Genomic DNA, 23,400 nt, shown 5'->3' with positions numbered 1-23,400 from the left:
ATTTGTGCGAGGCCAAAAGCTTTGTGCTTGCACAATAGATGAGCCTAAGAACTGAAAATCAAAGAAATTTAATCCTTTTAAATCAATCACTTGGAAAATCCGCCTTGGGAGACGGGGAAAACCGGGTTTTACCGGCGTTCTGTGCATAAGTAAGTCGGCGACGGGGCAAAATGTAGTCGTCTCGCCAGCCTGGCGCTGTGTATAAGCACAGCCCGCCGTCGGCTCGCGCGGGCCTCCGGACTGCCTCCCGGAAACTACAATTTTGCCCTACCGACACAGTGCCGCGCCATTCCGCCGTGCGGCACACACTTCATGTAAAACCTTCACATTTCCGCTAAGTCGCGGTAAACGCGGGACTTTTCCTTTTTATCCACACTGCCTGTTGATAACTTTGTGGACAATGCTGGAAAAACCGCGTTTTCCCTCTGTATCTTGTCCACATTCGCGCTCTGCGGCTCGACAGGCGAATTTTATAATTCCTTAAAAATCAATCACTTGCAAGCATCAGAAACTTTTCCGCAGCGCCTGTTTTTTAATCAGGGGTGTTTTGGAAAATTGTGAATAAGTGGGATATTGTCGTTTAGAAAACAGGTTCTGCGGGGTAGCGAAACCACCTTGCCAGGGTGGCATCGCTGTAGCCAGACTACAGGCCGGCGCGTTGCTGGCGGCTGAAGCTGTGGACGGCCTCGACCATGGCGCTGACCGACTCGGGCGGGGTGAATTGCGAGATGCCATGACCCAGGTTGAACACGTGACCTGAGCCGTCGGACGGCTTGCCGTAGCTGGTCAGGGTACGCTCGACTTCGGCGCGGATCTGTTCCGGGCTGGCAAACAGGATCGCCGGGTCGAGGTTGCCCTGCAGCGCCACCTTGTGGCCGACCAGCGCGCGCGCGCGGCCCAGGTTGACGGTCCAGTCCAGCCCGACCGCGTCGGCGCCGATGTCGGCGATCTGGTCCAGCCACAGGCCGCCGCCCTTGGTGAAGACCACCGCCGGGATGCGCACGCCGTCTTTCTCGCGCTTGAGCTGGCTCATCACTTGCTGCATGTAGTGCAGCGAGAAGGTCTGGTAGGCGCCGTCGGCCAGCGCGCCGCCCCAGGAGTCGAAGATCATCACGGCCTGGGCGCCGGCATCGATCTGGGCGTTCAGGTAGGCCGCCACCGCGCTGGAATTGGTGGCCAGGATGTGGTGCATCAGGTCGGGGCGGTTGTACAGCATCTTTTTGATGGTGTGGAATTCCTTGGAACCGCCGCCTTCAACCATGTAGCAGGCCAGGGTCCATGGGCTGCCGGAAAAGCCGATCAGCGGCACGCGGCCATTGAGGGCGCCACGGATCTGGGTGACCGCCTTGAATACGTAGTCGAGCGAGTCCAGGTCGGGCGCACGCAGGGCCATGACATCGGCTTCGGTGCGCAGCGGACGCTCGAACTTGGGGCCTTCGCCATCGACGAAGTACAGGCCCAGGCCCATCGCGTCGGGCACGGTGAGGATGTCCGAGAACAGGATCGAGGCATCCAGCCGATAGCGGTCGATCGGCTGCAGGGTCACTTCAGTGGCGTAATCGGGGTTCTTGGCCAGGCCCAGGAAGGAGCCGGCCCGCTCGCGCGTGGCGCGGTATTCCGGCAGGTAGCGCCCCGCCTGACGCATCAGCCACACAGGGGTGTAATCAGTCGGTTGGCGCAGCAGCGCGCGCAGGAATGTGTCGTTCTGGAGCGGGGCGAATTGGGGCATGGGAGACCGTCGAAAGCTTGGAGAAAGGCGCTATTATCGCATTCCCGCGCCGCACGCCGCGCACCGCCATTTGCATGGGGTCGGGGTATTATCTATCATGCCATACCACCGCCAACCCAGTGAATCCCCATGACAGCTTCGACCAGCCCACAGAGCGCCCCTTTCGGCCTCTGGCCTTCCCCTATCAGCGCCGCCACCGTGGCCGCCGGCGCCACCCCGCTGGCGCAGCCGCAGGCCGATGGCCTCGACGCTTACTGGCTGGCCGGACGCGCCAGCGAAGGCGGGCGCACCACCCTGCTGCGCCAGCGCGGCGCCGAACTGGTCGAGCTGACCCCGGCCCCGTTCAATGTGCGCAGCCGCGTGCACGAATACGGCGGCGGGGCCTACCTGGTGGCGGCCGGCACGGTGTACTTTTCTCACTTTGCCGATAACTGTATTTACGCGATCCGCCCCGGCCAGGCGCCGCAGGCGCTGACCCGCCCGGGCAGCGCGCGCTACGCCGACTTTGCGCGCGACGCGCCACGCGAGCGCCTGATCGTGGTGCGCGAGGACCATGCGCAAGCGGGCGCGCAGCCGGTCAATACCCTGTGCGCGGTCGGCGCCGACGGCAGCGAAACCATCCTGGCCCGTGGCAGCGATTTTTACGCGGCCCCGCGCCTGTCGCCGGACGGCCGCTCGCTGGCCTGGCTCAGCTGGGACCATCCGCGCATGCCGTGGCAGGGCACCGAACTGTGGCTGGCGCAGGTCAACCCGGACGGCTCGCTGGCCTCGGCCACGCTGGTCGCGGGCGGCCCCGAGGAAGCGCTCTGCCAGCCCGAATGGTCGCCGGCCGGCGTGCTCCATTTCGTGTCGGACCGCAGCGGATGGTGGAACCTGTACCGCCTGGCCGAAGGGGCAGTCCAGCCGCTGTGCGAGCGCGCCGCCGAATTCGGCACGCCGCACTGGAGCTTCGCGGTATCGATGTACGGCTTTCTCGGCAACGGCGACATCGTCTGCACCTATATTGAAAACGGCGTGAGCCGGCTGGCCCAGCTCACCCCCGACAGCGGCAAGCTGACCCCGATCATCAACCAGTACGAAGAAATCCGCGAGCTGCGCGTGGGCGGCGGCGCGGCGCTGATCCTGGGCGGCTCGCCCACCATCGCCCTGGAACTGGCGCGCATCGACCTGGCCAGTGCCAGCACCGACGTGCTGGCGCACTCGATCAGCGAGCTGCCGGCCGCCGGCTACCTGTCGGTCCCGGAGAGCATCAGCTACGCCAGCGGCGGCAACGCCCAGCGCACCGCGCACGCCTTCTATTACCCGCCCTGCAACGCCGACGTCACGCCCGATCCGGCGGCCAAACCGCCGCTGATGGTGATCAGCCACGGCGGCCCGACCGGCATGGCCGCCAGTACCCTCAAGCTGGCCACGCAGTACTGGACCAGCCGCGGGTTCGCGGTGCTGGACGTGAACTACGGCGGCAGCAGCGGCTTCGGACGCGCCTACCGCGATGCGCTCAAGGGCCAGTGGGGCGTGGTCGACGTCGACGATTGCGTGGCCGGCGCGCGCTACCTGGCCACGCGCGGCCTGGTCGACCCGCAACGCCTGGTGATCCGCGGCGGCAGCGCCGGTGGCCTCACCACCCTGTGCGCCCTCACCTTCCACGATGTGTTCAAGGCCGGCGCCAGCTACTACGGCGTATCGGACCTGAAAGGCCTGGACGACGATTCGCACAAGTTCGAGTCGCACTACAACGAATACCTGATCGCCCCAAAGCCGGAATCGGAAACGCTGTACCTGCTGCGTTCACCGATCAACCATACCGACAAGCTGACCCGTCCGATGATCTTCTTCCAGGGCCTGGACGATAAGGTCGTGCCGCCGCAGCAGTCGGAAGTGATGGTGAGCGCCCTGCGCGCGGCCGGCGTGCCGGTGGCCTACATGACGCTGGAGGGCGAAGGGCATGGCTTCCGCAAGGCCGACAGCATCGTGCGCACGCTGGAAGCGGAGCTGTATTTTTACCTGCGCATCTTCGGCTTGACCGCACCCGGCCAGGCGGCCGTGGTGGCGATCGACAATCTGCCCGGAGCTGCATGAGCGGGCAAGACATGGCGATAACGCGGGACCAGTTCGGCCGGCTGGACATGGTCGAGCAACATATCGCCGCCATGCTGGCCATGGCGGGCGAACCGATGGGCCGCATCCGCCTCCAGGAGCACCTCGCCAGCGCCGGCATCCCCGTCGCCAACGAGCGCATGGTCGACGCGATGGAAACCCTGCGCGCGCTCGGCGTGGCGGGCGAGTTGCAGCACCGCGGCTGGATCGTCACGCCGGAAGTGAGCTGGATGGCGCTGAGCGCCGCACTCAACGCCGGCACCTTCGGCCCGCTGGCCACCGCCTACGACAACCTGACCCCGCTGCGCCGCAACTGGGAAGGCTTCGCCATCCTGCGCAGCTACCGCCAGGGCGTGGCGCTGCTGCGCATCGCGCTGGCCAGCGGCCAGGGTCCGGCGCTGGTGGCGCCGCTGCTGGCGGCCTGCATGAACTGCCACGAAGCGGGCTACCTGCACCCGCTGGTCGACATCTGCGCGCGCCCGTTCGAGCCGGAGCTGTTCGCGCGCATCCACCCGCAGCTGCGCGACGAGGTGCTGCGGGTGCTGATGGAGAATGCCCAGCGCGAACCGGCCAGCGCGCCGCAGTTGCGCGTGTTCGCCGAACGCCACCTGGCGCAGGGCGCGTCGTCGATGGCGCTGCGTACCGTCATGGCCGAACACCTGATCCTGTGCGGCCGCCTGGACGACGCCTCGCACCTGCTGCACGACATGGACGATTCGATGGCGCTGTTCTACCGCAGCGTGATCCTGATGCTGCGCGAGCACCACGCCGAGGCGCTGGCCGGCTTCGAGCAGGCGCTCAAGGCGCTGCGGCGCGAAACCGGCAAGCGCAAGATGACCTTTCCCGGCATCGGCGGCCACCTGTACGTGCTGGCGCTGCTGCGCAGTCCCGATCCGAAACACCACAAGGCGGCCGAGGCGTATCTCGACATCGTCACACGCACCGTGCAAAGCCACGACACGGCGGTCTACCAGCAACTGAACATGCTGCGCCAGATCCGCGGCGGCACGGTCGACGCGCAAGTGCTGCCCACGCGCAGCTGGGAAAGCGCGCTGCAGCCGTTCATGTTCCGCGCGCTGCTGCATTACTGGCTGGCGTTGCCGCAGCTGGACGGCAAGCGCGCCCAGCTCGAACAGATGATGACGCAGGCGACCGAGGCCGGCTTCGGCCTGGTGGCGGCGCAGCTGGGCGCCCTGCTGGGGCGCATCGGCGCCGTCTCGCGCGAGCAGGAAGCGATCGCCCTGCGCCAGCGCCTGCGCTTTGCCGACATGAGCGGCTGGTTCGAGCGCGAGGAGCCGTGGGAGCGCCAGCTCAATGCGCTGATCAACCTGCAACCAGCGGTGAACGTGGAAGTGGTCAAGGAAGCGCGCCTGGTATGGGGCTTGCGCTTCGATCCGCTATACGGGGTGCAGGATATCGAACCGCGCGAACAGAAGCGCGACGCCCAGGGCGGCTGGAGCCGCGGCCGCGCCATGGGCCTGAAACGCCTGTCGGACGATGCGGCCAGTTTCGATTTCCTCACCTCGCAAGACCTGCACGTGGTGGCGACCTTGAACGCCTATAAATACTACAGCGGCGGCGGGGTGCGCTACGAATTCGACATGGACAAGGCGGTGGCCGCACTGATCGGCCATCCGCTGCTGTTCTGGATCGACGCGCCCGGCACGCGCGTGGAACTGCTGCCGGGCGAACCGGAACTGATGATCAAGGCGCGCGCCGGCAATGTGACCATCACCCTGCAACCGCCGATTCTGGACAACACCGACGACGTGTGCGTCACGCGCGAAACGCCAACCCGCCTGCGCGTGGTGCGCATCAGCGACGAACACCGCCGCATCGGTGCCATTGTCGGCAATGGGCTGGTGGTGCCGCTGCACGCGGAAAAGCAGGTGCTCAAGGCGATCGGCGCGATTTCGTCGATCGTCACGGTGCAGTCGGACATCGGCGGCAGCGCCGCCGACATCGCCCGGGTCGACGCCGACAGCCGCCTGCACGTGCACCTGCTGCCTTACCAGCATGGCTTGAAGATGCAGGTGCTGGTGCGCCCCCTGCCCGACGCCGGCGCCTACTACCCGCCCGGCTCGGGCGCCGACAGCGTGATCGCCGACGTGAATGGCGCGCGCGTGGAAGCGCGCCGCAACCTGGACGCCGAGCGCGAGGCCGAACGCCAGCTGGTCGGCGCCCTGCACGTGCTGGAACAATCCGAATCGGACCATGGCGAATGGCTGCTGGCCAACCCCATCGAATGCCTGGAGCTGCTGGCCGAACTGCAGGAACTGGACCCGGCCAAGGTGCGGCTGGCCTGGCCCGAGGGCGAGCCGTTTCGCCTGGCGAAAAAAGCCGACTCCAAGTCGGTGCGCCTGTCCATCAAGCGCGACAAGGACTGGTTCGCCGCCAGCGGCGAGGTGCAGGTCGACGAAAACCGCATCATGGACTTGCGCACCCTGCTCGATATGCTCAGGGAGAATGGCAGCCGCTTCGTGGCGCTGGGCGACAACCAGTTCATGGCCTTGACGTCCGAACTGCACCGGCGCCTGATGGAGCTGTCGGCCTTCGGCACGCCGAGCGCGGACGGGGTCAAGGTGCATGCGCTGGCCAGCTTCGCGCTGGAAGACCTGGCGCAGGATGCCGGCAGCGTCGATACCGACCAGGGTTGGCGCGACCATCTGGCGCACATGGAGCGCAATGCCGCCTTCGTGCCGCAGATGCCGAGCACCCTGCAAGCCGAGCTGCGCGACTACCAGGTCGAGGGCTACGAGTGGCTGGCGCGCCTGGCCCACTGGGGCGTGGGCGCCTGCCTGGCCGACGACATGGGCCTCGGGAAAACGCTGCAGGCGCTGGCGCTGCTGCTCTCGCGCGCGCCGCAAGGCCCGGCGCTGGTGATCGCGCCGACCTCGGTGTGCATGAACTGGATCAGCGAGGCGGCGCGCTTCGCGCCAACCCTCAACGTCAAGCTGTTCGGCAGCGGCGACCGTGCCGCCATGCTGGCCGAGGCCGGGCCGTTCGACCTGGTAATCGCCAGCTACGGCCTGCTGCAGCTGGAAGCGCCGGCGTTCGCCAAGGTGCGCTGGAACAGCATCGTGCTCGATGAAGCGCAGGCGATCAAGAATACCGCGACCAAGCGCTCGCAGGCCGTGATGGCGCTGCAGGGCGAGTTCCGCATGGTGGCCACCGGCACGCCGCTGGAAAACCACCTGGGCGAATTGTGGAACCTGTTCCGCTTCATCAATCCGGGCTTGCTCGGCACCAGCGACCAGTTCAACCTGCGCTTTGCCGGGCCGATCGAACGGGCCCAGGACAAGCGCGCCGAAGCCGGGGCGCGCCTGCGCCTGCGGCGTTTGATCCAGCCGTTCATCCTGCGCCGCACCAAGGCGCAGGTCTTGTCGGAACTGCCGCCGCGTACCGAGATCGTGCTGCCGGTCGACCTGACCGAGGAAGAAACGGCGCTGTACGAATCGCTGCGGCGCGACGCCATCGCCAAGCTGGCCGCGCTCGAGGCCCCCGAGAGCCAGAAGTCGATCCAGATCCTGGCCGAGATGATGAAGCTGCGCCGCGCCTGCTGCAATCCGGCGCTGGTGGCGCCCGAACTGGGCCTGCAAAGCAGCAAACTGACCGTGTTCGCGCGCCTGTTGGGCGAGCTGCTCGACAACCGCCACAAGGTGCTGGTGTTCAGCCAGTTCGTCGACCACCTGACCCTGATCCGCAAGCATCTCGACGAGCGCGGGATCAAATACCAGTACCTCGATGGCTCGACCCCGATGCAGGAGCGTAAAAAGCGGGTCGATGCGTTCCAGGCCGGTGTCGGCGATGTGTTCCTGATCAGCCTCAAGGCGGGCGGGGTCGGCATCAACCTGACGGCGGCCGATTATGTGATCCACATGGACCCGTGGTGGAACCCGGCGGTGGAAGACCAGGCCTCGGACCGCGCGCACCGCATGGGCCAGCAGCGCCCGGTGACCATTTACCGGCTGGTGGCGCGCCACACCATCGAGGAAGGCATCGTCGAGCTGCACAAGCACAAGCGCGACCTGGCCGACAGCCTGCTCGAAGGCAGCGACGGGTCGGCGCGCATGGCGCCGGGAGACATGCTGCGCATGCTGCAGGAGGGGCTGCGCTGAGGCTAGACAAGCTTGGAGTAGCGTCTGGAGCAATTCCATGACATCATGCGTTTCTATTAACCAATATTGAATTGAAGCCATGGAAGAAGAAATCGAATCCAATGCCGCGTCAGGTGCAAACCTCCTCGGTGTCAAGTCCTGGTTTGCCTACGCCCGCGTTGGCCTGCTGGCCCTCGTGCTGTTCGGCGTGGCGCTGCCGACGGCATTCCAGATCGGCACCATCTCCGCCCTCGTGGTGTTCATTGGCTCGGCGCTGTTTGTCGGCTACCGTATCCTGCTGCTGCGTAGCGTGCAGGTGTACTACGACGATACCGGTGTCTGGGTGTATTCGGGCGTACTGCCATGGAAGAAGGGCCGCCACGGCGTCCTGTGGCGCGACGTGGACAGCGCCACCTACATCCAGAGCTTCTGGAGCTGGAGCACACGCTCCTACTCGGTGCGCGTAGGGCACCGCTTCACCAAGGTCAGCGAAATTAACGAGACCAACATCGCCAACGGTCAGGAGGTCGCGGGCCGGATCAACGGACTGCACCAGGAGATGCTGCGCTCCGGCCGCGCAAGCTGAGTCGCAGCCGTTTCCATTTGTGACAAAGGCGCCCCGGCGGGGCGTTTGATGCTAATCTGACGCCCGCCGCATGCCTGCGGCTGCCCCCGCTTCTGTAACTACAAGGCCAATCACAATGATCAAAACCAAAATTGCACTGGCTGTTTTCTTGACCTGCTTCGCGCTGGCGCCCGCAGGCGCTGCCAAGCCGAAAAAACAGTCCAGGGCCCACGCCACCAAGCCGGTAAAAGCCGCCAAATCGTCCACATCCGTCAAACCGGCCAAGCCATCCAAAGCCGCGGCCAAGGCCGCCGCCATCGCCGCCCCGGTCGCCGCCGCTGTCAGCGCGCCGGCCGCCGGCACCGAACGCTCGCAGGACCGCCGCTTCAATACCGTCAGCATGCAATTTCTCGGCGCGCTGTGGCGCATCGATCCGGAAAGCGCGATCTATTCCGGCAAATACGATGGTGCCGCCAACCTGACCATTCCAAGCGCGGCCACGCGCGCCGCGCAACTGGCGTTTGCCGACGAGTGGCTGCAAAAGCTGGCCAAGATCGATGTGCGCCAACTGTCGGTCCGGCAGCGCACCGACCATGTCCTGCTGGTCAACAAGCTCAATGCCGACCGCTTCTACCTGACCACCCTGCGCGAATTCGAGTGGAATCCGGCGCTGTACAACATCGCCGGCCCGATCGACCTGATTCTCGGTTCCGAATACGCGGCCAAGCCGCAGCGCCTGCGCACCCTGCTCAAGCGCCTGGCCAATGTGCCGGCCTATTACCAGGCGGCGCAGGCGAGCATCGTCAACCCGACCCACGAACACACGCAGCTGGCATTGCAGCAGGCGCCGGGCACCATGACGGTGCTGGCGGACCTGGGCAAGGCGGCCCAGGAATCGATCCTGAACCAGGCCGAAAAAGACTTGTTCGCGCGCCGCATCGCGGCCGCCGGCGACGCCCTGATCGGCTATGTCGACTTCCTCACCGAGCTCGATCAAACCCAGCAGGCCAGCAACACGGCGCGCTCGTTCCGGATCGGCAAGGCGCTGTATGAACAGAAGTTCGGCCACGATATCCAGGCCGGCGTGAGCGCCGAACAGATGTACCAGAAAGCGCTGGCCGCGCGCGAGCAGCTGCTGGCGCGCATGGACGTGCTGTCGGATGATCTGTGGACCAAGACCATGGGCGGCGCCGCCAGGCCGGCCGACCGCATCAAGAAAATCGGCATGGTGATCGACACGCTGTCGGCCAGGCACGTCTCGCGCGAAGAGTTCTTCCCCGAGATCCGGCGCCAGATCCCGCTGCTGCAAGACTGGGTGGTCAAGAACAAGCTGCTCACGCTCGATCCGAAAAAGCCGCTGGTGGTACGCGAAACGCCGCTGTACCAGCGCGGCGTGGCCGGCGCCAGCATCGATGCGCCCGGCCCGTATCGCCCGCAGGACCGCACCTTCTACAACGTCACTCCGCTCGACGGCCTCACGCCCGAACAGGCCGAGAGCACCCTGCGCGAATACAACCACTGGATTTTGCAGATCCTGAACATCCACGAAGCCATTCCGGGCCATTACGCGCAGCTGGTGTACGCCAACAAGTCGCCCTCCCTGGTCAAATCGCTGTTCGGTAACGGCGCCATGATCGAAGGCTGGGCGGTGTACGGCGAGCGCATGATGCTCGAATCGGGCTATGGCGAGAACACGCCGGAAATGTGGCTGATGTACTCGAAGTGGAACCTGCGCGTGGTCACCAACACGATCCTCGACTACAGCGTGCACGTGCTGGGCATGAACGAAGCCGAGGCGATGGACATGCTGACGCGCCAGGCCTTCCAGACGCGCAGCGAGGCGGGCGAGAAGTGGCACCGCGCCCAGGTCAGTTCGGTACAGCTGACCAGCTACTTCAGCGGCTACAGCGACATCATGGACCTGCGCGAGCAGCGCAAGCAGGCGCTCGGCGCCAGGTTCGACCTCAAGCAGTTCCACGAACAGTTCCTCGGCTACGGCAGCGCGCCGGTGAAGATGATCAAAGAGCTGATGCAATAAGGAGAGCGCGATGCGTTATGTGTTTGGTTCGATTCTTGCGGCGCTTGCGTTGTACCTCGTCGCTTGCGTCGGCCTGTACTTCGCGCAGCGCTCGCTGATTTATTTTCCCCAGCCGCGCCGGTTTGGGGCGCCCGGTTCGCTGATCCAGCTGCCGGTGCCCGGCGCCACGCTCGACGTGACGGTGCGGCCCGACAGCGGCCCGCGCGCGCTGATTTACCTGGGCGGCAATGCCGAGGATGTCTCGGCCAGCCTGCCGCAGCTGTCGGACACCTTTCCCGGACAGGCGCTGTACCTGCTGCATTACCGCGCTTACGGCGGCAGTACCGGCAAGCCCACCGAGGCGGCGCTGTTCGCCGATGCGCTGGCGCTATTCGACATGGTCCAGGCCAGCCATCCGCAGGTGACCGTGATCGGGCGCAGCCTGGGCAGCGGCGTGGCGGTGCATCTGGCCAGTCTGCGGCCGGTCGCGCGGCTGGTGCTGGTCACGCCCTACGACAGCATCGCCGGCATCGCCGCGCTGCAGTTTCCGTGGTTTCCCGTGACGCAGATCCTGAAAGACAGATTCGACTCGGGCGTGTACGCCGCCAGCGTGAGCGCGCCGACCACCATCGTCGCGGCCGACAACGACGAGATCATCCCGCGCGCCAGTTCGCAACTGCTGCTGACGCGCTTCAAGCCGGGCGTGGCGCACTATATCAATGTGCCGCAGACCGGCCACAACACCATTGCGGACAGCCCGCTGTATAACCCCAGCCTGGCCGGCGAAGCGGCGCCGCAGCCCGCCATGAAGGTCAACTAGACGCTGCGGGAAGCGGCTGTGGTATTTGGCGCGTGTTGGGATGAAGTTGACTATAGGCAAGTTACTTGCCTATATGCATCGTTACAATGTGTGAAGTTTCTGTTTAACTTCACGCAAAGGACACTGCCATGACGCCAGGCCCCAACCCCGCCGTGCTCATCGCCCTCACTGCCATGGCCCTGGCCGGCTGCGCCAGCAAGCCGCCGCCTGGCGCCGACACGCCCGCCCCCATCAAACCGCCCAACAGCCAGCTGGAGCATTGCCAGCGCTCGCTGGGCACCCTGACCCTGGTCGAGCAGGAGCGTCGGCCGTGGCTGAACCGGCTCGGCAGGGACGCCGACCTGCCCGCTCCCCTGCCGCTGCTGCGCCTGATGGTACGGGCATCGAACTGCTTCACCCTGGCGGACCAGGCTTCCACGCCCAGTGAGCGCCCACTGACCAGCGCCGATTACACGGCCACGCCCTCGCTCAGCTTCGGCGACGAGGCCCCGGCCGCGCGCATCGGTTCGCTGCACGATGGCGCGCCGCAGCCATCGACCCTGCTGACATTGACCGACAACCGCTCGGGTGCCGAGCTGGCGGCGGCCCAGGGCAGCGCCAGCCACTGGCGCTTCGGCGCGGCGGGCGGCTTTTTCAACGGCGGCTTCGCCCAGGCGGACGGCTACACCAGGACGCCCCAGGGCAAGCTGCTGATGGCGGCCCTGATGGATTCGTACAACCAGGTGGTGCGCTCGCTCAGGCGCCACGCCGCGCGCGCCGCGGCCGGGCGGCTGGCCGACGCCGGCGGGTTCAGGCCGGCGCGGCCGGCGCGGCCGGATCCCCGACGTTCTCAATAAGCATCAGCAGGTCGGTCACGCCCAGGTCGGCGCCAGCCTGCGAGAGCAAGGTGCTGGCCTGTCCGCGATGATGGGTCTGGTGATTGAAAAGATGCAGCAACAGGTCGCCGAAACGCTTCTGCGACGCAATGCCCTTGGTGCTGGCGTAGTGCAGCACATGCTCCAGGTCGGCGTCGGCCAGCTGGGCGGTCAAGCTGCCGATCAAGCCGTCGAGCATGCGCCGGTGCTCTGCCAGCACGGCCAGGTCGTCGCTGTAGATGGCGTTCAGCGCGCTGGGGGGCGCCAGCGCCTGCGCCGCCTCGAGCGCGCCGGAGCGCGCCGGATGGCTTGCGAAGCGCCGCAGCCAGATGGTGTCGGCCGCCACCAGGTGGTTCAGCGTGCCGAGCAGCGAGCCGAAGAAGGCGCCACGGTTAGCCGCCAGTTCGTGGGCCGGAAGGGTGGCGGCGGCGTCGTACAGTTTCTGGTTCATCCAGGTGTTGTAGGCGGCCATCAGCCGCAGGTGGGACAGTTCAGACATGGTAGCCTCGCGTGCGCAAGTGGTGGAGAACGGCGCCGTGGCCACTGAGCAGCACCGACAGGCGGATCACGCTGCCGCTGCGAAATGTGAGCACGTACATGGCGCACCAGGCGCGGTAGTGCACGCTGCGCAGGTCGCGCCACAGCTCGTGGCGCTTGCCGCCCCACGGCGTGATGAACAGGATGCCGGCATCGTCAACCTTGCCGCGCGTGACGATCCCTTCGCACAGGCAGTACACGCCGCCGATGGCCAGCGCCACCGCCAGCGCGATCAGGGCGGTATAACTGTCGTGCTCGCGCGACAGCGCTACCCAGGCCAGCACGGCCACGCCCAGCAATTGCAGGATGCCGAGCCGCTCCACGAAAGGCGCGAACTCCAGGCTGCCGTCGCCGGCGCCGGTGCGCAGGCGCGCGGCAATCCAGCGCACGGCGAACCAGGCGGCAAGGGCAGCGAAAATACCTGCGGCAAGGACCGACACGCGCTCTCCTCAAGGGGCGCGGCCGGAGGGCCGCGCGGCTTGTCATTGTGCCTCACATCGCGCACGCTTGCTGTAGCCCCTGTGCAATTACGCACAGGCATCGTGCCGGAACGCGCGGACGCGCCGGGCATGTGCCTGATGCCGCTACGGTAGAATTATTTCCGGCTGTTACTTCCCGTGAACCGTCCCGATGGCTGGCCGCCCCGCGCGGCACCCCCTCCACGCCTACACCCGAGCTCTTCCCTGCAAGCACCCGCAGCCTTCCCGTATTTTCAAGATAGAAAAATGGAGACATCATGGCAATCACCACCTCGTTCGGCCGCTGCGCGGCTACTTTCATGCTGTGCCTGCCGGCGGCCGCGCTGGCCCAGGTGCAAGCCGGTCCCGGCACCTGGAGCGGCAACCAGACCTGGGGCGCGGACAGCGTCAACGGCGGCAACCTGGGCGGCTATTTCTACTGGCCGGCAAGCCAGCCTGTGCTGGGCGGCAAGCGCGCCCTGGTGCTGGTGCTGCACGGCTGCCAGCAAACCGCTTCCGGCGACGTCATCGATTCCGGGTCCGACAAGGGCTTCAACTGGAAAGGCGTGGCCGACCAGTACGGCGCCGTGATCCTGGCGCCGAATGCGACCGGCAATGTGTCCGGCAGCCATTGCTGGGATTACAGCCTCACCAACCACAACCGCGCCAGCGGCCACGATGGCGTGCTGCTGAACCTGGTAAGCCGCTTCCTGGGCGATGCGCGCTATGCGATCGACCCGAACCAGGTGTACGTGACCGGCCTGTCCTCGGGCGGCGGCCAGACCATGGTGCTGGGCTGCCTGGCGCCGGACGTGTTTGCGGGCATCGGCATCAACGCGGGGCCGCCGCCCGGGACCACCATCATGCAGATCGGCAGCGTGCCATCGGGCTTCAACGCCAGCACGGCGGCCAACAAGTGCACGGCCATGGCCGGCGCCCAGCAAGGCAAGTTCGCCACCCAGCTCGCCAGCGTGGTGTGGGGCAGCAGCGATTACACCGTGGCCCCGGCCTACGGCCCGCTCGACGCGGCGGCCATGCGCATGGCATACGGCGGCAGCTTTGCGCGCGGCGCGACCGCGACCGTGGCGGGCGGCGGCAGCAATACGCCCTACACCGACAGCAACGGCAAGCTGCGCACCTCCGAGATGGCGGTGACCGGCATGGGCCACGCCTGGCCGGCCGGGCCGGGCGGGCAGAACAACCATTTCGTGGATGCCACCAAGGTCGATTACCCGGCCTTTGTGATGGATTTCTGGTTCAAGAACAATCTGCGCGCAAGCCGCATCGCCGCGCCCGTGATGACGGCCTGCAAGGCGAGCGTGGCCGGCAACGCTGTCACCGTCAGCGGCGCCGCCGTGGATGCCGCCGGCACCATCAGCAGCTACCGCGTGGTGCTTAACGGAAGCACCGCCGTCAACGATGCGGCGGCCGGCAGCGGCGCCAGTTTCAGCATCGGCTATGCGCTGGCCAACGGCTATTACAGCGGAACCGTCACGGCCACCGACGCCGGCACCGGGCAAACATCGGCGCCCTGCACTCTGCCGCAATTCCTGGTGGGACCGGCGCCGGCGCTGCAGCCGCCGGCCGGCCTGAAGGCCGGGCACGCCAGCGCCAGCAGCATCGCGCTGTCGTGGAGCGCGGCCACTGGCGCGGGCGGCTACAACCTGTACCGCAACGGCAGCAAGGTCACGCCCACGCCGGTGAGCGGCACCAGCCATACCGATACCGGACTGGCGGCGTCCACCGCCTACACGTACCGGGCGTCGTCGGTGGCGAACGGGGTGGAAAGCGAGTTGTCGGCCAGCGTGAGCGCCAGCACCAGCAGCGGCTTTAGCTGCAGCACTGTCACGGCCAGCAACTATGCCCACGTGCAGGAAGGCCGCGCGCATGACAGCGGCGGCATGGCACTGGCGAATGGCTCGAACCAGAGCATGGGACTCAATAATCTGTTCTACACCCGGACGCTGGCGCAAACCTCGGCCGCGCATTATGTGATGGGCAACTGTCCCTGAGGGCCGCCGGCGTCAATGGTTCTTGGCCAGGTTCTTGCCTTCGACCAGGACGTAAGTCTTGCCATCGTAGGCATAGCGGGCGCAGCCGTCCAGGCGGGTGATGTCCGACGCCAGCCGCGGGCCTTCCCCGCCCTTCCGGCGCACGTCTTTCTTGCTATCTTCCTGGCCCCGGAACTGGAACACGAGATCGTTGTACGCCGCGCCGCTGGCGGACAGGGCGAAGCGCCAGCCCGAGGTGACGTCGTAGCAGGTTTCGGTGTCGGCCGGTTGGCAGGCCAGCGCGCTCGCCGATACGGCGATGCCGGCGCCGGTGAGGTCGTGCATGGTCTGCGCGCCCAGGTCGTACAGGGACAGGTAGCGGTCGACATAGCCTTGGAAGGCGCCGCCGTACAACATGGCCAGTCCCGTTTTACCGGGCGCGAGCCGCATGAATTTCGCCGTGCCGATGCGCTCCCAGCTACCCAGGCGCGCGATGTTGGCGTGGTGCCTGAGCAAGGTCCAGCGGCCATCGGCCTTGCGCAGGATGAAGACATTGAGCAGCCCGCCGTCGGTATGCACGCGGATGCCATCGCGCTCGGCCCGCACCACCAGCGCGTTGGCTACCAGCGCGGCGTCGCCGTTGGGCAGGAAGGCATGGGCCACCGGTTCGATGGTGTACATGCGCACGCCCGGCTCGTCGGGCTCGCCCAGTTCCATCGGCGCCTCGTTGGCGGCCGGATTGAAGTTCTCGCCAAAGATGGCATGCATCAGCACGGCCCGCTCGCGCAGGGCGGCGGCCCGGGCTTCCAGTTGCTCCGGCGTGGGCGGGAGTGGCGCGGGCACGGCCGTGACAGTGCCGCCCTCCTCCTTGCCCGCCAGCGCCGGCGCGGCGGCGGCCGGCAAGGCAGCCTTGCGCTCGCCGCAGGCAGCCAAAAGGACGGGAAAAAGGATACTCAGAAACAGCGCGGCTGGACGCATCGGATCGCAAACGAAACAGTAAACAAGCCATCTTACCTTACCGCTTGCCAAGCTGTTTCAAACCATTACGGCGGCAAGCGATACCCGCGTGCATCAATGCGGCCTTGCCCGCAGCTTGTTTGGCGCAGGCCGCGCCGATGGCCGATTCAGGCCGGTGACGATTGATGCATCTCACGGGCGCGCCGGCTGCGGCTCCTAGGCTGGAAGTGTCGGCGCGGCCGTCGTCGTTGCGGCGGCGGCCCGCCTCCGACTTCATGCCAAGGAGCCATCATGTCTACTCGTCTTCCACTTCCCCGCACGCGGCTGGGCGCGGCACTCGCCCTGATTGCACTGGCCCTGCCCGGCCTGGCGCTGGCCAGCAGCAACTGGTCGTCCGTGGGATCGACCGGCACGCCGGACGAACTGTGCACCGGCCGCGTATCGTTCAACAACAATGACGCCGGCCTGGTCAGCGGCGCCACCGCCCTCAGCTGCACCATCCGCTACCAGGTGCACGATACCTGGGACGGCAACGGCATCCTGGGCGTGTATTCGGGCGCGCGCTTCACCGACAACGGCATCTATTCCGAGGTGCGCACGCGCCTGCGCGCGCACAACACCGCCACCGGCGTGCTGACCACGCTGGCGACCTTGTCGAGCAACAGCTACGCGCCGGCGGCGACCCCGCAAACGCGCTACCTGACCAACTGCGTCGCGCTCAACTTCAACGCCAACAGCTACTTCATCGAGGTCGACCTGGTGCGCACCGCCGCGCCGGCGGGGGCCATTCCCGGCTTGCCGGTGCTGGGCCAACTGCGCTTGCTGCGCTGCCAGTAACGCCATCGCGGATGCGCGGCCATGCCGGCTCCACACTGTCCAGAGGAAGACCAATGAAGCGACTCATTTCCGAAACGATGCTGCTGGCAGCGCTGGCCGCGCTGGGCGCTTGCGGCGGCGACGATCAGCCGCCGCCCAAGCCGCCGCAGGCACTGCCGGTTGCCGCCGCCGCACCGGCGCCCGAAGCGGCGCGGCCGCTGCCGGCGCCAGCGCCAGCGCTGGTGCGCCCGCCGCCGGCGCCGCCGAGCACGCCGCCGCCGAACGATCTCAGCCAGCTGCGCCAGGAAGTGGCCGGCCTGCGGCGCGAAGTGGCCGAGCTGCGCATGATGCTCACGCGCGCACCCGGCGCCAGCGCGCCCCCTGCGTTGGCGGCGCCGCAAGCGCCCGAGACGCCGGCGGTGGCGCCGTCCGAAACCATGTTCCGTGCCGAGCAGGTCGATCCGGCGTGGAGCATGTATGCGACCTCGGCCGTGCGCGCGGCGCTGGCGCGCGCCAATGCCGGGCTCGAATCTCAGGTGCGGCGGCTCGAATGCCGCAGCAAGACCTGCCGCATCGAAATCAATCCGACGAGTGCCGATCTGCTGGAAAGTTCGATGGCGGCCGTGCTGGCCAATGTGGGGACGGCGATACCGAATATGACGGCGACCCAGGTGGGCAGCGATGACGGCAGCGAGGCGACGGTGCTGTACCTGACGCGCTAGCCCCGCCTTGGCGCGCCGCCTTGGCGGCCGGTGACTGTTACACCGGCTCTTGCGGTGCCTGGGTGGCGCGCACGAAGGCCGGCGCCACCAGCAGGCCCAGCTCGAACAGCAGCCACATCGGTATGGCCAGGGCCAGCTGGCTGACCACGTCCGGCGGCGTGACGATGGCCGCGATCACGAAGGCGCCGACGATGGCGTACGGGCGGATTTCCTTGAGCTTGGCAACGCTGACGATCCCCATGCGCACCAAAATCACCACCACCACCGGCACCTCGAAGGTCGCGCCGAAGGCCAGGCACATGGACATGACGAAATCGAGATAGTTCTCGATATCGGGCGTGACCGCGATCGAGGTGGGGGAAAAGTCGGAAATGAACTTGAATACGCGCCCGAACACGAAGAAGTAGCAGAACGCCACCCCGCCCATGAACAGGAACGAGGACGACACCACCAGCGGCAGCACCAGGCGTTTTTCGTGCTGGTACAGGCCGGGGGCGACGAAAGCCCAGACCTGGTAGAACACCCACGGCAGCGCCAGGATCAGCGACAGCACCAGGGTCACCTTCATCGGCACCAGGAAGGGTGAAATGACGCCGGTGGCGATCATCTTCGAGCCGACCGGCAGCGAGGCGATCATCGGCTCGGCGATGATGTCGTAGATATGGGCGGGGCCGGGCCAGATCATCAGCGCGACGCAGACGATGGCAACCCCGATGGTGGCCTTGACCAGGCGGTCGCGCAATTCGACCAGATGAGAGATAAAGGTCTCTTCGCCCGCAGCTTTGTCTGTCATTTAAAAGAACGAAGAGGTGTTGGAGGAACGCGGGCGGAATTTTTTCACGCGCGCGGCACCCGACATGATGTGGGCCTTGCCGCCGTGACGCTGCTTGTACCAGCCCGGCACGGCCGAGTTGCGCACCAGCTTCTTGCGGCGGAAATCGCGCGCCTTGCGTTCCAGGTCGCTCATGGTCGCGCTCGGCGCCGTCGACGAGGGCAGGTCGCGCCAGGCGGCATCGACATCGTCGATGTTCTGGGCGATGGTGTTTTCGACGCTATCCTTGATCGACTGGGCCGTTTCCTGCACTTCCTTTTGCAGGTTGCGCAGTTCGTCGAGCTCGATCTCGCGGCTCACCTCGGACTTGACGTCGTGCAGGTAGCGCTGGGCACGGCCATACAGGGTCCCCGCCATGCGTGCCACTTTGGGCAGCTTTTCAGGGCCGATGACAACAAGTGCAACCACGCCAATGATGGCGAGTTTAGATAATCCAAGATCGATCATGGCGTCTGGAAGTGTCTGTCAGCGGGCGTGCGCGGGCACGCACGCTTATCAGAACTTCGTTTTCTCTTTCGCTTCGGCGTCGATGGTGGTCTTGTCCACGACCTGGCCCGGCGCGGACGGCTTGTCGTCCTCGCCACGCACGCCATCCTTGAAGCCCTTGACGGCCTTGCCAATATCACCACCCATATTGCCGAGTTTCTTGGTGCCGAACACCAGCACAACGACAAGCAACACGATCAGCCAATGCCAAACACTCAGTCCACCCATCATTTTCTCCTCGCGAGGCGCGCGCGCCCGAATTCGTGAAAGCTTACGCCGGTATTCTACGCGATGCCGGGGGTTCCTGCCTGATTGTCAGCGCTGGCCGGGCCACGGGCGCGGACCGCCGTACATATGCAGGTGCAGGTGATAGACCTCCTGGCCGCCGTCCGGACCGCTATTGATGAGGGTCTTGTAGCCGCCGCCCGGCTTGCCGTCGGCGTCATAGCTCACTTCACAGCCATGCTCTTTGGCCAGCCTGGGCGCCAGCGCCAGCATCTTGCCGAGCAGCGCGACATGGGTTTCGTTGCATTCGGACAAGGTCGCGACGTGCAGCTTGGGAATGACCAGCAGGTGCACCGGCGCGGCCGGGTGGATATCCTTGAATGCCAGCAACTCTTCATCTTCGTAGACTATGCTGGAAGGAATTTGCTTGGTGGCGATTTTGCAAAAAAGGCAGTCGGTCATGGCGGGTTTCCGTGGGCGTTGGGGGTGGGCGCTGGCCGCGTTTCAGCTGGGGCGGGCGGCTTTTTCGGCGAGGCCGGACAAGCCTTCGCGGCGCGCCAGTTCATCGAGCACCTGCTGCGGGGCCAGATCGAACTGGGCCAGCAGCACCAGCGAATGGAACCACAGATCGGCGCATTCGTACAGCACCTTGGACGCGTCGCCATCGACACGCGCATCTTTCGCGGCCATCACCAGCTCGGTGGCTTCTTCGCCGATTTTCTTGAGGATCGCATCGTCGCCCTTGGAAAACAGGCGCGAGACATAGGAAGTGGCCGGATCGCCGCCGTTTTCCAGCTTGCGCGATTCGATCGTTTGCGCCACGCGGGCGAGGGTCTGGCTCATGGTGTGTTCTTCTTGGGATTGGTGTAGATCGTTTCCGGATCCTGCAACACCGGATCGGCGACCTGCCAGTCACCGCTTTTGGCGTCGCCGTCGAACTTCTGGAAGAAGCAGGAATGGCGCCCCGTATGGCAGGCGATCGAACCGGCCTGCTCGATTTTCAGCAGGATCACGTCTTCGTCGCAGTCGAGGCGGATTTCGCGCACCTTCTGGATGTGGCCCGACTCGTCGCCCTTGTGCCACAGCTTCTTGCGCGAACGGCTCCAGTACACCGCCTCGCCCAGTTCCACCGTGCGCGCCAGCGCGTCGCGGTTCATCCAGGCGAACATCAGCACATCGTTCGAGCCGACTTCCTGGGCGATTACCGGCACCAGGCCGTTTTCGTCCCACTTGACCTTTTTCAGCCAGCTGAAATTGGCCGCACTACTTGTTACGGCAGGCATGATCATGTCGGTCTACTCCAAACGCATGGGAATGCCCTGCGCGGCCATGAAGCGCTTGGCTTCACCGACCGTGTGCTGCCCATAGTGAAAAATACTGGCTGCCAGGACCGCATCGGCCTTGCCGATCTTGATGCCGTCGGCCAGGTCCTGCAAACCGCCCACGCCGCCGGAGGCGATCACGGGAATGCCGATCGCGTTCGACACGGCGGCCGTCAATCCCAGGTCGAAACCGACCTTGGTGCCGTCGCGGTCCATGCTGGTGAGGAGAATTTCGCCGGCGCCCAGGCGCTCCATGTTCATCGCCCACGCGACCGCATCGAGACCGGTGGCGCGGCGGCCGCCGTGGGTGAACACTTCCCACTTGCCGGGCGCGGTCTGCTTGGCGTCGATGGCCACCACGATGCACTGCGAGCCATGCTTTTGCGAGGCCTCGAACACCAGCTCGGGATTGGTCACGGCCGAGGTGTTCATGCTGACCTTGTCGGCCCCGGCGTTGAGCAGGCGCCGCACGTCGTCGACCTTGCGCACGCCGCCACCGACGGTGAGCGGGATGAACACGGTGGAAGCCACCGCTTCGATGATGTGCAGGATCAGGTCGCGGTCGTCGGAGGACGCCGTGATGTCGAGGAAGGTGATTTCGTCGGCGCCCTGCCCATCGTAGCGGCGCGCGATTTCGACCGGGTCGCCGGCGTCGCGCAGCTCGGTGAAATTGACGCCCTTGACGACGCGGCCATCGGTCACGTCGAGGCAGGGAATGATGCGTTTTGCGAGCATGGTGTGTTCTTCCGGCTTACGCCAGGTCGCCTTCGGTGAGTTCGTCGGCGCGCATCTGGGCTTCGGCCAGGTTGATCGTGCCCTCGTAGATCGAACGGCCGCAGATCACGCCCTCGATGCCTTCTTCCTGCACCGCGCACAGGGCTTCGACGTCGCCCAGGTTGTGCAGGCCGCCGGAAGCGATGATGGGAATGCGCACGGCCTGGGCCAGCTTGACGGTCGCTTCGATGTTGATACCGCCCATCATGCCGTCGCGGCCGATGTCGGTGTAGATGATCGATTCGACGCCGTAGGCTTCGAACTTGGTAGCCAGGTCGATCACTTCGTGGCCGGACATCTTGCTCCAGCCATCGGTGGCGACCTTGCCATCCTTGGCGTCCAGGCCGACGATGATGTGGCCCGGGAAGGCGCCGCAGGCATCGTGCAGGAAGCCGGGATTTTTCACGGCGGCGGTGCCGACGATGATGTAGGTGATGCCGTCGTCGAGATAGCGCTCGATGGTGTCCAGGTCGCGGATGCCGCCGCCCAGCTGGACGGGGATTTCGTCGATATCGTTATCGACGGCGAATTCCTGCACCACCTGCAGGATGGATTTGACGGCGGCTTCGTTTTTCGGCTTGCCGGCGAAGGCGCCGTTCAAGTCCACCAGGTGCAGGCGGCGCGCGCCCTGCTTGAGCCAGTGCAGCGCCATTTCGGCGGGGTCTTCGGAGAAGACGGTGGCAAGTTCCATATCGCCCTGTTTGAGGCGAACGCAGTGACCGTCTTTCAGGTCGATGGCAGGAATGAGCAGCATGATCGGTTATCGCTTATCGCTTGGTTGGGTGGGTGGTGAATCAAGGATTCCAGTGAACGAAGTTCTTGTACAGCTGCAGCCCCGCGCCGGCGCTTTTCTCCGGGTGGAACTGGGTCGCGAAAATATTATCGCGGGCGACGGCGCAACAGAAAGGCGCGCCGTAATCGGTTTCGCCGGCGGTGAGGCTGGCGTCGTCGGGCTGGACATAGTAACTGTGCACGAAATAGAAGTAGCTATCGTCGAGGATACCCTGCCACAGCGGATGCTGGCGCACTTGTTTCACGCGGTTCCAACCCATCTGCGGCACCTTGAAGCGCGAGCCGTCCGGCTGCAGGCGGCCATCGAGCTGGAAGCGCACCACTTTGCCGGGCAACAGGCCCAGGCCGGGGGTGTCGGCTTCCTCGCTTGAGTCGAACAGCATCTGCTCGCCCACGCACACGCCCATCACGGGACGGGTCTTGGCGGCGCGCAGCAGGGCTTGCTCGACGCCGGACTGGCGCAGGCTGGCCATGCAGTCGCGCATGGCGCCCTGGCCGGGCAGGACGATCCGGTCGGCCGAATCGATGGCGGCGACGTCGCCGGAAATAAGCACTTCAGCTTCGGGAGCGACGGCGCGCAGGGCTTGCGCCACCGAGCGCAGATTGCCCATGCCGTAATCGACCACAACAATTTTATTCATAGCAATTCAGTTTTGCTGTCATTCCCGCCTGCGCGGGAATGACAGGATAGAGGGGGCCGCATACGTATCGGACGACGTTACAGACTACCCTTGGTCGAAGGAATCGTCCCAGCCGAACGCGCATCGAGTTCCGCAGCCATGCGCAGTGCGCGGCCGAAGGCCTTGAACACGGTTTCGCACTGGTGGTGGGCGTTCTCGCCGCGCAGGTTATCGATATGCAGCGACACCAGCGCGTGGTTCACGAAACCCTGGAAAAATTCATGCGCCAGGTCGACGTCGAAACTGCCGATCATCGAGCGCTTCCACGGCACGTGCATTTCCAGGCCCGGACGGCCGGAAAAATCGATCACCACGCGCGACAGCGCTTCGTCCAGCGGCACGTAGGCGTGGCCGTAACGGCGGATGCCCTTCTTGTCGCCGATCGCCTTGGCCACCGCCATGCCGAGCGTGATGCCGGTGTCTTCCACCGTGTGGTGGGCATCGATATGCAGGTCGCCCACGCATTCGATATCGAGGTCGATCAGGCCGTGGCGCGCGATCTGGTCGAGCATGTGGTCGAGGAAAGGCACGCCCGTGTTGAGCTTTTGCTGGCCGGTGCCATCGAGGTTGATCGCGACGCGGATTTGCGTCTCGTTGGTGTTGCGCGTTATGTCTGCGGTGCGGGTCAT

General features: G+C 65.7%; 23 protein-coding genes. 9 read left to right on the top strand and 14 right to left on the bottom strand.

What is annotated here, in order from left to right; genetic code table 11:
* Window positions 1-643 precede the first annotated feature (643 nt).
* Window positions 644-1,729 (bottom strand): uroporphyrinogen decarboxylase, encoded by a 1,086-nt coding sequence (gene hemE / locus F2P44_RS07370; RefSeq protein ID WP_167086058.1) that lies wholly within the window; start codon window positions 1,727-1,729, stop codon window positions 644-646.
* A gap of 129 nt (window positions 1,730-1,858) precedes the next feature.
* Between hemE and F2P44_RS07365 the strand changes: the two genes are divergently transcribed.
* The 6 genes from F2P44_RS07365 (at window position 1,859) to F2P44_RS07340 (ending at window position 12,161) form a co-directional block, all read left to right on the top strand.
* The gene (locus F2P44_RS07365) at window positions 1,859-3,808 is read left to right on the top strand and encodes a S9 family peptidase (RefSeq protein ID WP_167086057.1); all 1,950 of its coding nucleotides are present in this window, start codon (window positions 1,859-1,861) and stop codon (window positions 3,806-3,808) included.
* The gene (locus F2P44_RS07360) at window positions 3,805-7,944 is read left to right on the top strand and encodes a DEAD/DEAH box helicase (RefSeq protein WP_229423430.1); all 4,140 of its coding nucleotides are present in this window, start codon (window positions 3,805-3,807) and stop codon (window positions 7,942-7,944) included. The genes F2P44_RS07365 and F2P44_RS07360 overlap by 4 nt, the downstream gene beginning before the upstream one ends.
* Window positions 7,945-8,023: 79 nt before the next feature.
* Window positions 8,024-8,509: a hypothetical protein gene (locus F2P44_RS07355; RefSeq protein WP_167086056.1), complete on the top strand. Its 486-nt coding sequence runs from the start codon at window positions 8,024-8,026 to the stop codon at window positions 8,507-8,509.
* Window positions 8,510-8,624: 115 nt separating this feature from the next.
* Complete coding sequence (locus F2P44_RS07350) at window positions 8,625-10,526, top strand: DUF885 domain-containing protein (protein ID WP_167086055.1); 1,902 nt, start codon at window positions 8,625-8,627, stop codon at window positions 10,524-10,526.
* A 10-nt stretch (window positions 10,527-10,536) separates the two neighbouring features.
* The gene (locus F2P44_RS07345) at window positions 10,537-11,325 is read left to right on the top strand and encodes an alpha/beta hydrolase (RefSeq protein ID WP_167086054.1); all 789 of its coding nucleotides are present in this window, start codon (window positions 10,537-10,539) and stop codon (window positions 11,323-11,325) included.
* 128 nt (window positions 11,326-11,453) lie between these two features.
* A complete protein-coding gene (locus tag F2P44_RS07340) occupies window positions 11,454-12,161 on the top strand; it encodes a hypothetical protein (protein WP_167086053.1) in 708 nt (235 codons plus the stop codon).
* Here the strand turns inward: F2P44_RS07340 and F2P44_RS07335 are convergent.
* Together F2P44_RS07335 and F2P44_RS07330 are read right to left on the bottom strand one after the other, a co-directional pair.
* Window positions 12,115-12,678 carry a DinB family protein gene (locus tag F2P44_RS07335; protein ID WP_167086052.1) on the bottom strand — a complete coding sequence of 188 codons (564 nt, stop codon included), beginning with the start codon at window positions 12,676-12,678 and terminating at the stop codon, window positions 12,115-12,117. The two genes, F2P44_RS07340 and F2P44_RS07335, sit on opposite strands and share 47 nt — an antisense overlap.
* The gene (locus F2P44_RS07330) at window positions 12,671-13,156 is read right to left on the bottom strand and encodes a hypothetical protein (protein WP_167086051.1); all 486 of its coding nucleotides are present in this window, start codon (window positions 13,154-13,156) and stop codon (window positions 12,671-12,673) included. Before F2P44_RS07330 ends, F2P44_RS07335 begins: the two co-directional genes overlap by 8 nt.
* A gap of 296 nt (window positions 13,157-13,452) precedes the next feature.
* Here F2P44_RS07330 and F2P44_RS07325 point away from each other — a divergent pair, with 296 nt between their 5' ends.
* Window positions 13,453-15,186 carry an extracellular catalytic domain type 1 short-chain-length polyhydroxyalkanoate depolymerase gene (locus tag F2P44_RS07325; protein WP_167086050.1) on the top strand — a complete coding sequence of 578 codons (1,734 nt, stop codon included), beginning with the start codon at window positions 13,453-13,455 and terminating at the stop codon, window positions 15,184-15,186.
* A gap of 12 nt (window positions 15,187-15,198) precedes the next feature.
* Here the strand turns inward: F2P44_RS07325 and F2P44_RS07320 are convergent, their stop codons facing one another.
* Entirely contained in the window at window positions 15,199-16,143 is a 945-nt protein-coding gene (locus F2P44_RS07320) for a hypothetical protein (RefSeq protein WP_167086049.1), read from the bottom strand.
* A 270-nt stretch (window positions 16,144-16,413) separates the two neighbouring features.
* Here F2P44_RS07320 and F2P44_RS07315 point away from each other — a divergent pair, with 270 nt between their 5' ends.
* Together F2P44_RS07315 and F2P44_RS07310 are read left to right on the top strand one after the other, a co-directional pair.
* Window positions 16,414-16,959, top strand: coding sequence for a hypothetical protein (locus F2P44_RS07315; RefSeq protein WP_167086048.1), 546 nt, complete (start codon window positions 16,414-16,416; stop codon window positions 16,957-16,959).
* A 53-nt stretch (window positions 16,960-17,012) separates the two neighbouring features.
* Window positions 17,013-17,660 carry a hypothetical protein gene (locus F2P44_RS07310; protein WP_167086047.1) on the top strand — a complete coding sequence of 216 codons (648 nt, stop codon included), beginning with the start codon at window positions 17,013-17,015 and terminating at the stop codon, window positions 17,658-17,660.
* Between the two features lie 37 nt (window positions 17,661-17,697).
* Here the strand turns inward: F2P44_RS07310 and tatC are convergent, their stop codons facing one another.
* The 10 genes from tatC to hisB all read right to left on the bottom strand — a co-directional run bounded on the left by tatC (window position 17,698) and on the right by hisB (window position 23,400).
* Window positions 17,698-18,453 (bottom strand): twin-arginine translocase subunit TatC, encoded by a 756-nt coding sequence (gene tatC / locus F2P44_RS07305; protein ID WP_167086046.1) that lies wholly within the window; start codon window positions 18,451-18,453, stop codon window positions 17,698-17,700.
* Entirely contained in the window at window positions 18,454-18,939 is a 486-nt protein-coding gene (gene tatB / locus F2P44_RS07300; RefSeq protein ID WP_167086045.1) for a Sec-independent protein translocase protein TatB, read from the bottom strand.
* A 48-nt stretch (window positions 18,940-18,987) separates the two neighbouring features.
* A complete protein-coding gene (gene tatA, locus F2P44_RS07295; protein WP_167086044.1) occupies window positions 18,988-19,206 on the bottom strand; it encodes a Sec-independent protein translocase subunit TatA in 219 nt (72 codons plus the stop codon).
* 87 nt (window positions 19,207-19,293) lie between these two features.
* Entirely contained in the window at window positions 19,294-19,665 is a 372-nt protein-coding gene (locus tag F2P44_RS07290; protein ID WP_167086043.1) for a histidine triad nucleotide-binding protein, read from the bottom strand.
* Between the two features lie 42 nt (window positions 19,666-19,707).
* On the bottom strand, window positions 19,708-20,046 hold the full coding sequence (locus F2P44_RS07285) for a phosphoribosyl-ATP diphosphatase (RefSeq protein ID WP_167086042.1): 339 nt from the start codon (window positions 20,044-20,046) through the stop codon (window positions 19,708-19,710).
* Window positions 20,043-20,486: a phosphoribosyl-AMP cyclohydrolase gene (gene hisI / locus F2P44_RS07280; protein ID WP_167086159.1), complete on the bottom strand. Its 444-nt coding sequence runs from the start codon at window positions 20,484-20,486 to the stop codon at window positions 20,043-20,045. Before hisI ends, F2P44_RS07285 begins: the two co-directional genes overlap by 4 nt.
* A 12-nt stretch (window positions 20,487-20,498) precedes the next feature.
* Window positions 20,499-21,260, bottom strand: a complete 762-nt coding sequence (hisF, locus tag F2P44_RS07275; protein ID WP_167086041.1) for an imidazole glycerol phosphate synthase subunit HisF — start codon at window positions 21,258-21,260, stop codon at window positions 20,499-20,501.
* A 16-nt stretch (window positions 21,261-21,276) separates the two neighbouring features.
* Window positions 21,277-22,053, bottom strand: coding sequence for a 1-(5-phosphoribosyl)-5-[(5-phosphoribosylamino)methylideneamino]imidazole-4-carboxamide isomerase (gene hisA / locus F2P44_RS07270; RefSeq protein WP_167086040.1), 777 nt, complete (start codon window positions 22,051-22,053; stop codon window positions 21,277-21,279).
* A gap of 40 nt (window positions 22,054-22,093) precedes the next feature.
* Window positions 22,094-22,732: an imidazole glycerol phosphate synthase subunit HisH gene (hisH, locus tag F2P44_RS07265; RefSeq protein WP_167086039.1), complete on the bottom strand. Its 639-nt coding sequence runs from the start codon at window positions 22,730-22,732 to the stop codon at window positions 22,094-22,096.
* 77 nt (window positions 22,733-22,809) lie between these two features.
* Complete coding sequence (hisB, locus tag F2P44_RS07260) at window positions 22,810-23,400, bottom strand: imidazoleglycerol-phosphate dehydratase HisB (protein ID WP_167086038.1); 591 nt, start codon at window positions 23,398-23,400, stop codon at window positions 22,810-22,812.

It is taken from the genome of Massilia frigida (genome assembly GCF_011682175.1).
Taxonomy (GTDB): domain Bacteria; phylum Pseudomonadota; class Gammaproteobacteria; order Burkholderiales; family Burkholderiaceae_D; genus Telluria_A; species Telluria_A frigida.
The sequence above is the reverse complement of the archived record's forward strand: the minus strand, read 5'-3'. Positions and strand labels throughout refer to the sequence as shown.

Coding starts and splice junctions, on each gene's coding strand:
- hemE (WP_167086058.1), bottom strand. CDS start 1,729: ATGCCCCAATTCGCCCCGCTCCAGAACGACACATTCCTGCGCGCGCTG.
- F2P44_RS07365 (WP_167086057.1), top strand. CDS start 1,859: ATGACAGCTTCGACCAGCCCACAGAGCGCCCCTTTCGGCCTCTGGCCT.
- F2P44_RS07360 (WP_229423430.1), top strand. CDS start 3,805: ATGAGCGGGCAAGACATGGCGATAACGCGGGACCAGTTCGGCCGGCTG.
- F2P44_RS07355 (WP_167086056.1), top strand. CDS start 8,024: ATGGAAGAAGAAATCGAATCCAATGCCGCGTCAGGTGCAAACCTCCTC.
- F2P44_RS07350 (WP_167086055.1), top strand. CDS start 8,625: ATGATCAAAACCAAAATTGCACTGGCTGTTTTCTTGACCTGCTTCGCG.
- F2P44_RS07345 (WP_167086054.1), top strand. CDS start 10,537: ATGCGTTATGTGTTTGGTTCGATTCTTGCGGCGCTTGCGTTGTACCTC.
- F2P44_RS07340 (WP_167086053.1), top strand. CDS start 11,454: ATGACGCCAGGCCCCAACCCCGCCGTGCTCATCGCCCTCACTGCCATG.
- F2P44_RS07335 (WP_167086052.1), bottom strand. CDS start 12,678: ATGTCTGAACTGTCCCACCTGCGGCTGATGGCCGCCTACAACACCTGG.
- F2P44_RS07325 (WP_167086050.1), top strand. CDS start 13,453: ATGGCAATCACCACCTCGTTCGGCCGCTGCGCGGCTACTTTCATGCTG.
- F2P44_RS07320 (WP_167086049.1), bottom strand. CDS start 16,143: ATGCGTCCAGCCGCGCTGTTTCTGAGTATCCTTTTTCCCGTCCTTTTG.
- F2P44_RS07315 (WP_167086048.1), top strand. CDS start 16,414: ATGTCTACTCGTCTTCCACTTCCCCGCACGCGGCTGGGCGCGGCACTC.
- F2P44_RS07310 (WP_167086047.1), top strand. CDS start 17,013: ATGAAGCGACTCATTTCCGAAACGATGCTGCTGGCAGCGCTGGCCGCG.
- tatC (WP_167086046.1), bottom strand. CDS start 18,453: ATGACAGACAAAGCTGCGGGCGAAGAGACCTTTATCTCTCATCTGGTC.
- tatB (WP_167086045.1), bottom strand. CDS start 18,939: ATGATCGATCTTGGATTATCTAAACTCGCCATCATTGGCGTGGTTGCA.
- tatA (WP_167086044.1), bottom strand. CDS start 19,206: ATGGGTGGACTGAGTGTTTGGCATTGGCTGATCGTGTTGCTTGTCGTT.
- F2P44_RS07290 (WP_167086043.1), bottom strand. CDS start 19,665: ATGACCGACTGCCTTTTTTGCAAAATCGCCACCAAGCAAATTCCTTCC.
- F2P44_RS07285 (WP_167086042.1), bottom strand. CDS start 20,046: ATGAGCCAGACCCTCGCCCGCGTGGCGCAAACGATCGAATCGCGCAAG.
- hisI (WP_167086159.1), bottom strand. CDS start 20,486: ATGCCTGCCGTAACAAGTAGTGCGGCCAATTTCAGCTGGCTGAAAAAG.
- hisF (WP_167086041.1), bottom strand. CDS start 21,260: ATGCTCGCAAAACGCATCATTCCCTGCCTCGACGTGACCGATGGCCGC.
- hisA (WP_167086040.1), bottom strand. CDS start 22,053: ATGCTGCTCATTCCTGCCATCGACCTGAAAGACGGTCACTGCGTTCGC.
- hisH (WP_167086039.1), bottom strand. CDS start 22,732: ATGAATAAAATTGTTGTGGTCGATTACGGCATGGGCAATCTGCGCTCG.
- hisB (WP_167086038.1), bottom strand. CDS start 23,400: ATGACCCGCACCGCAGACATAACGCGCAACACCAACGAGACGCAAATC.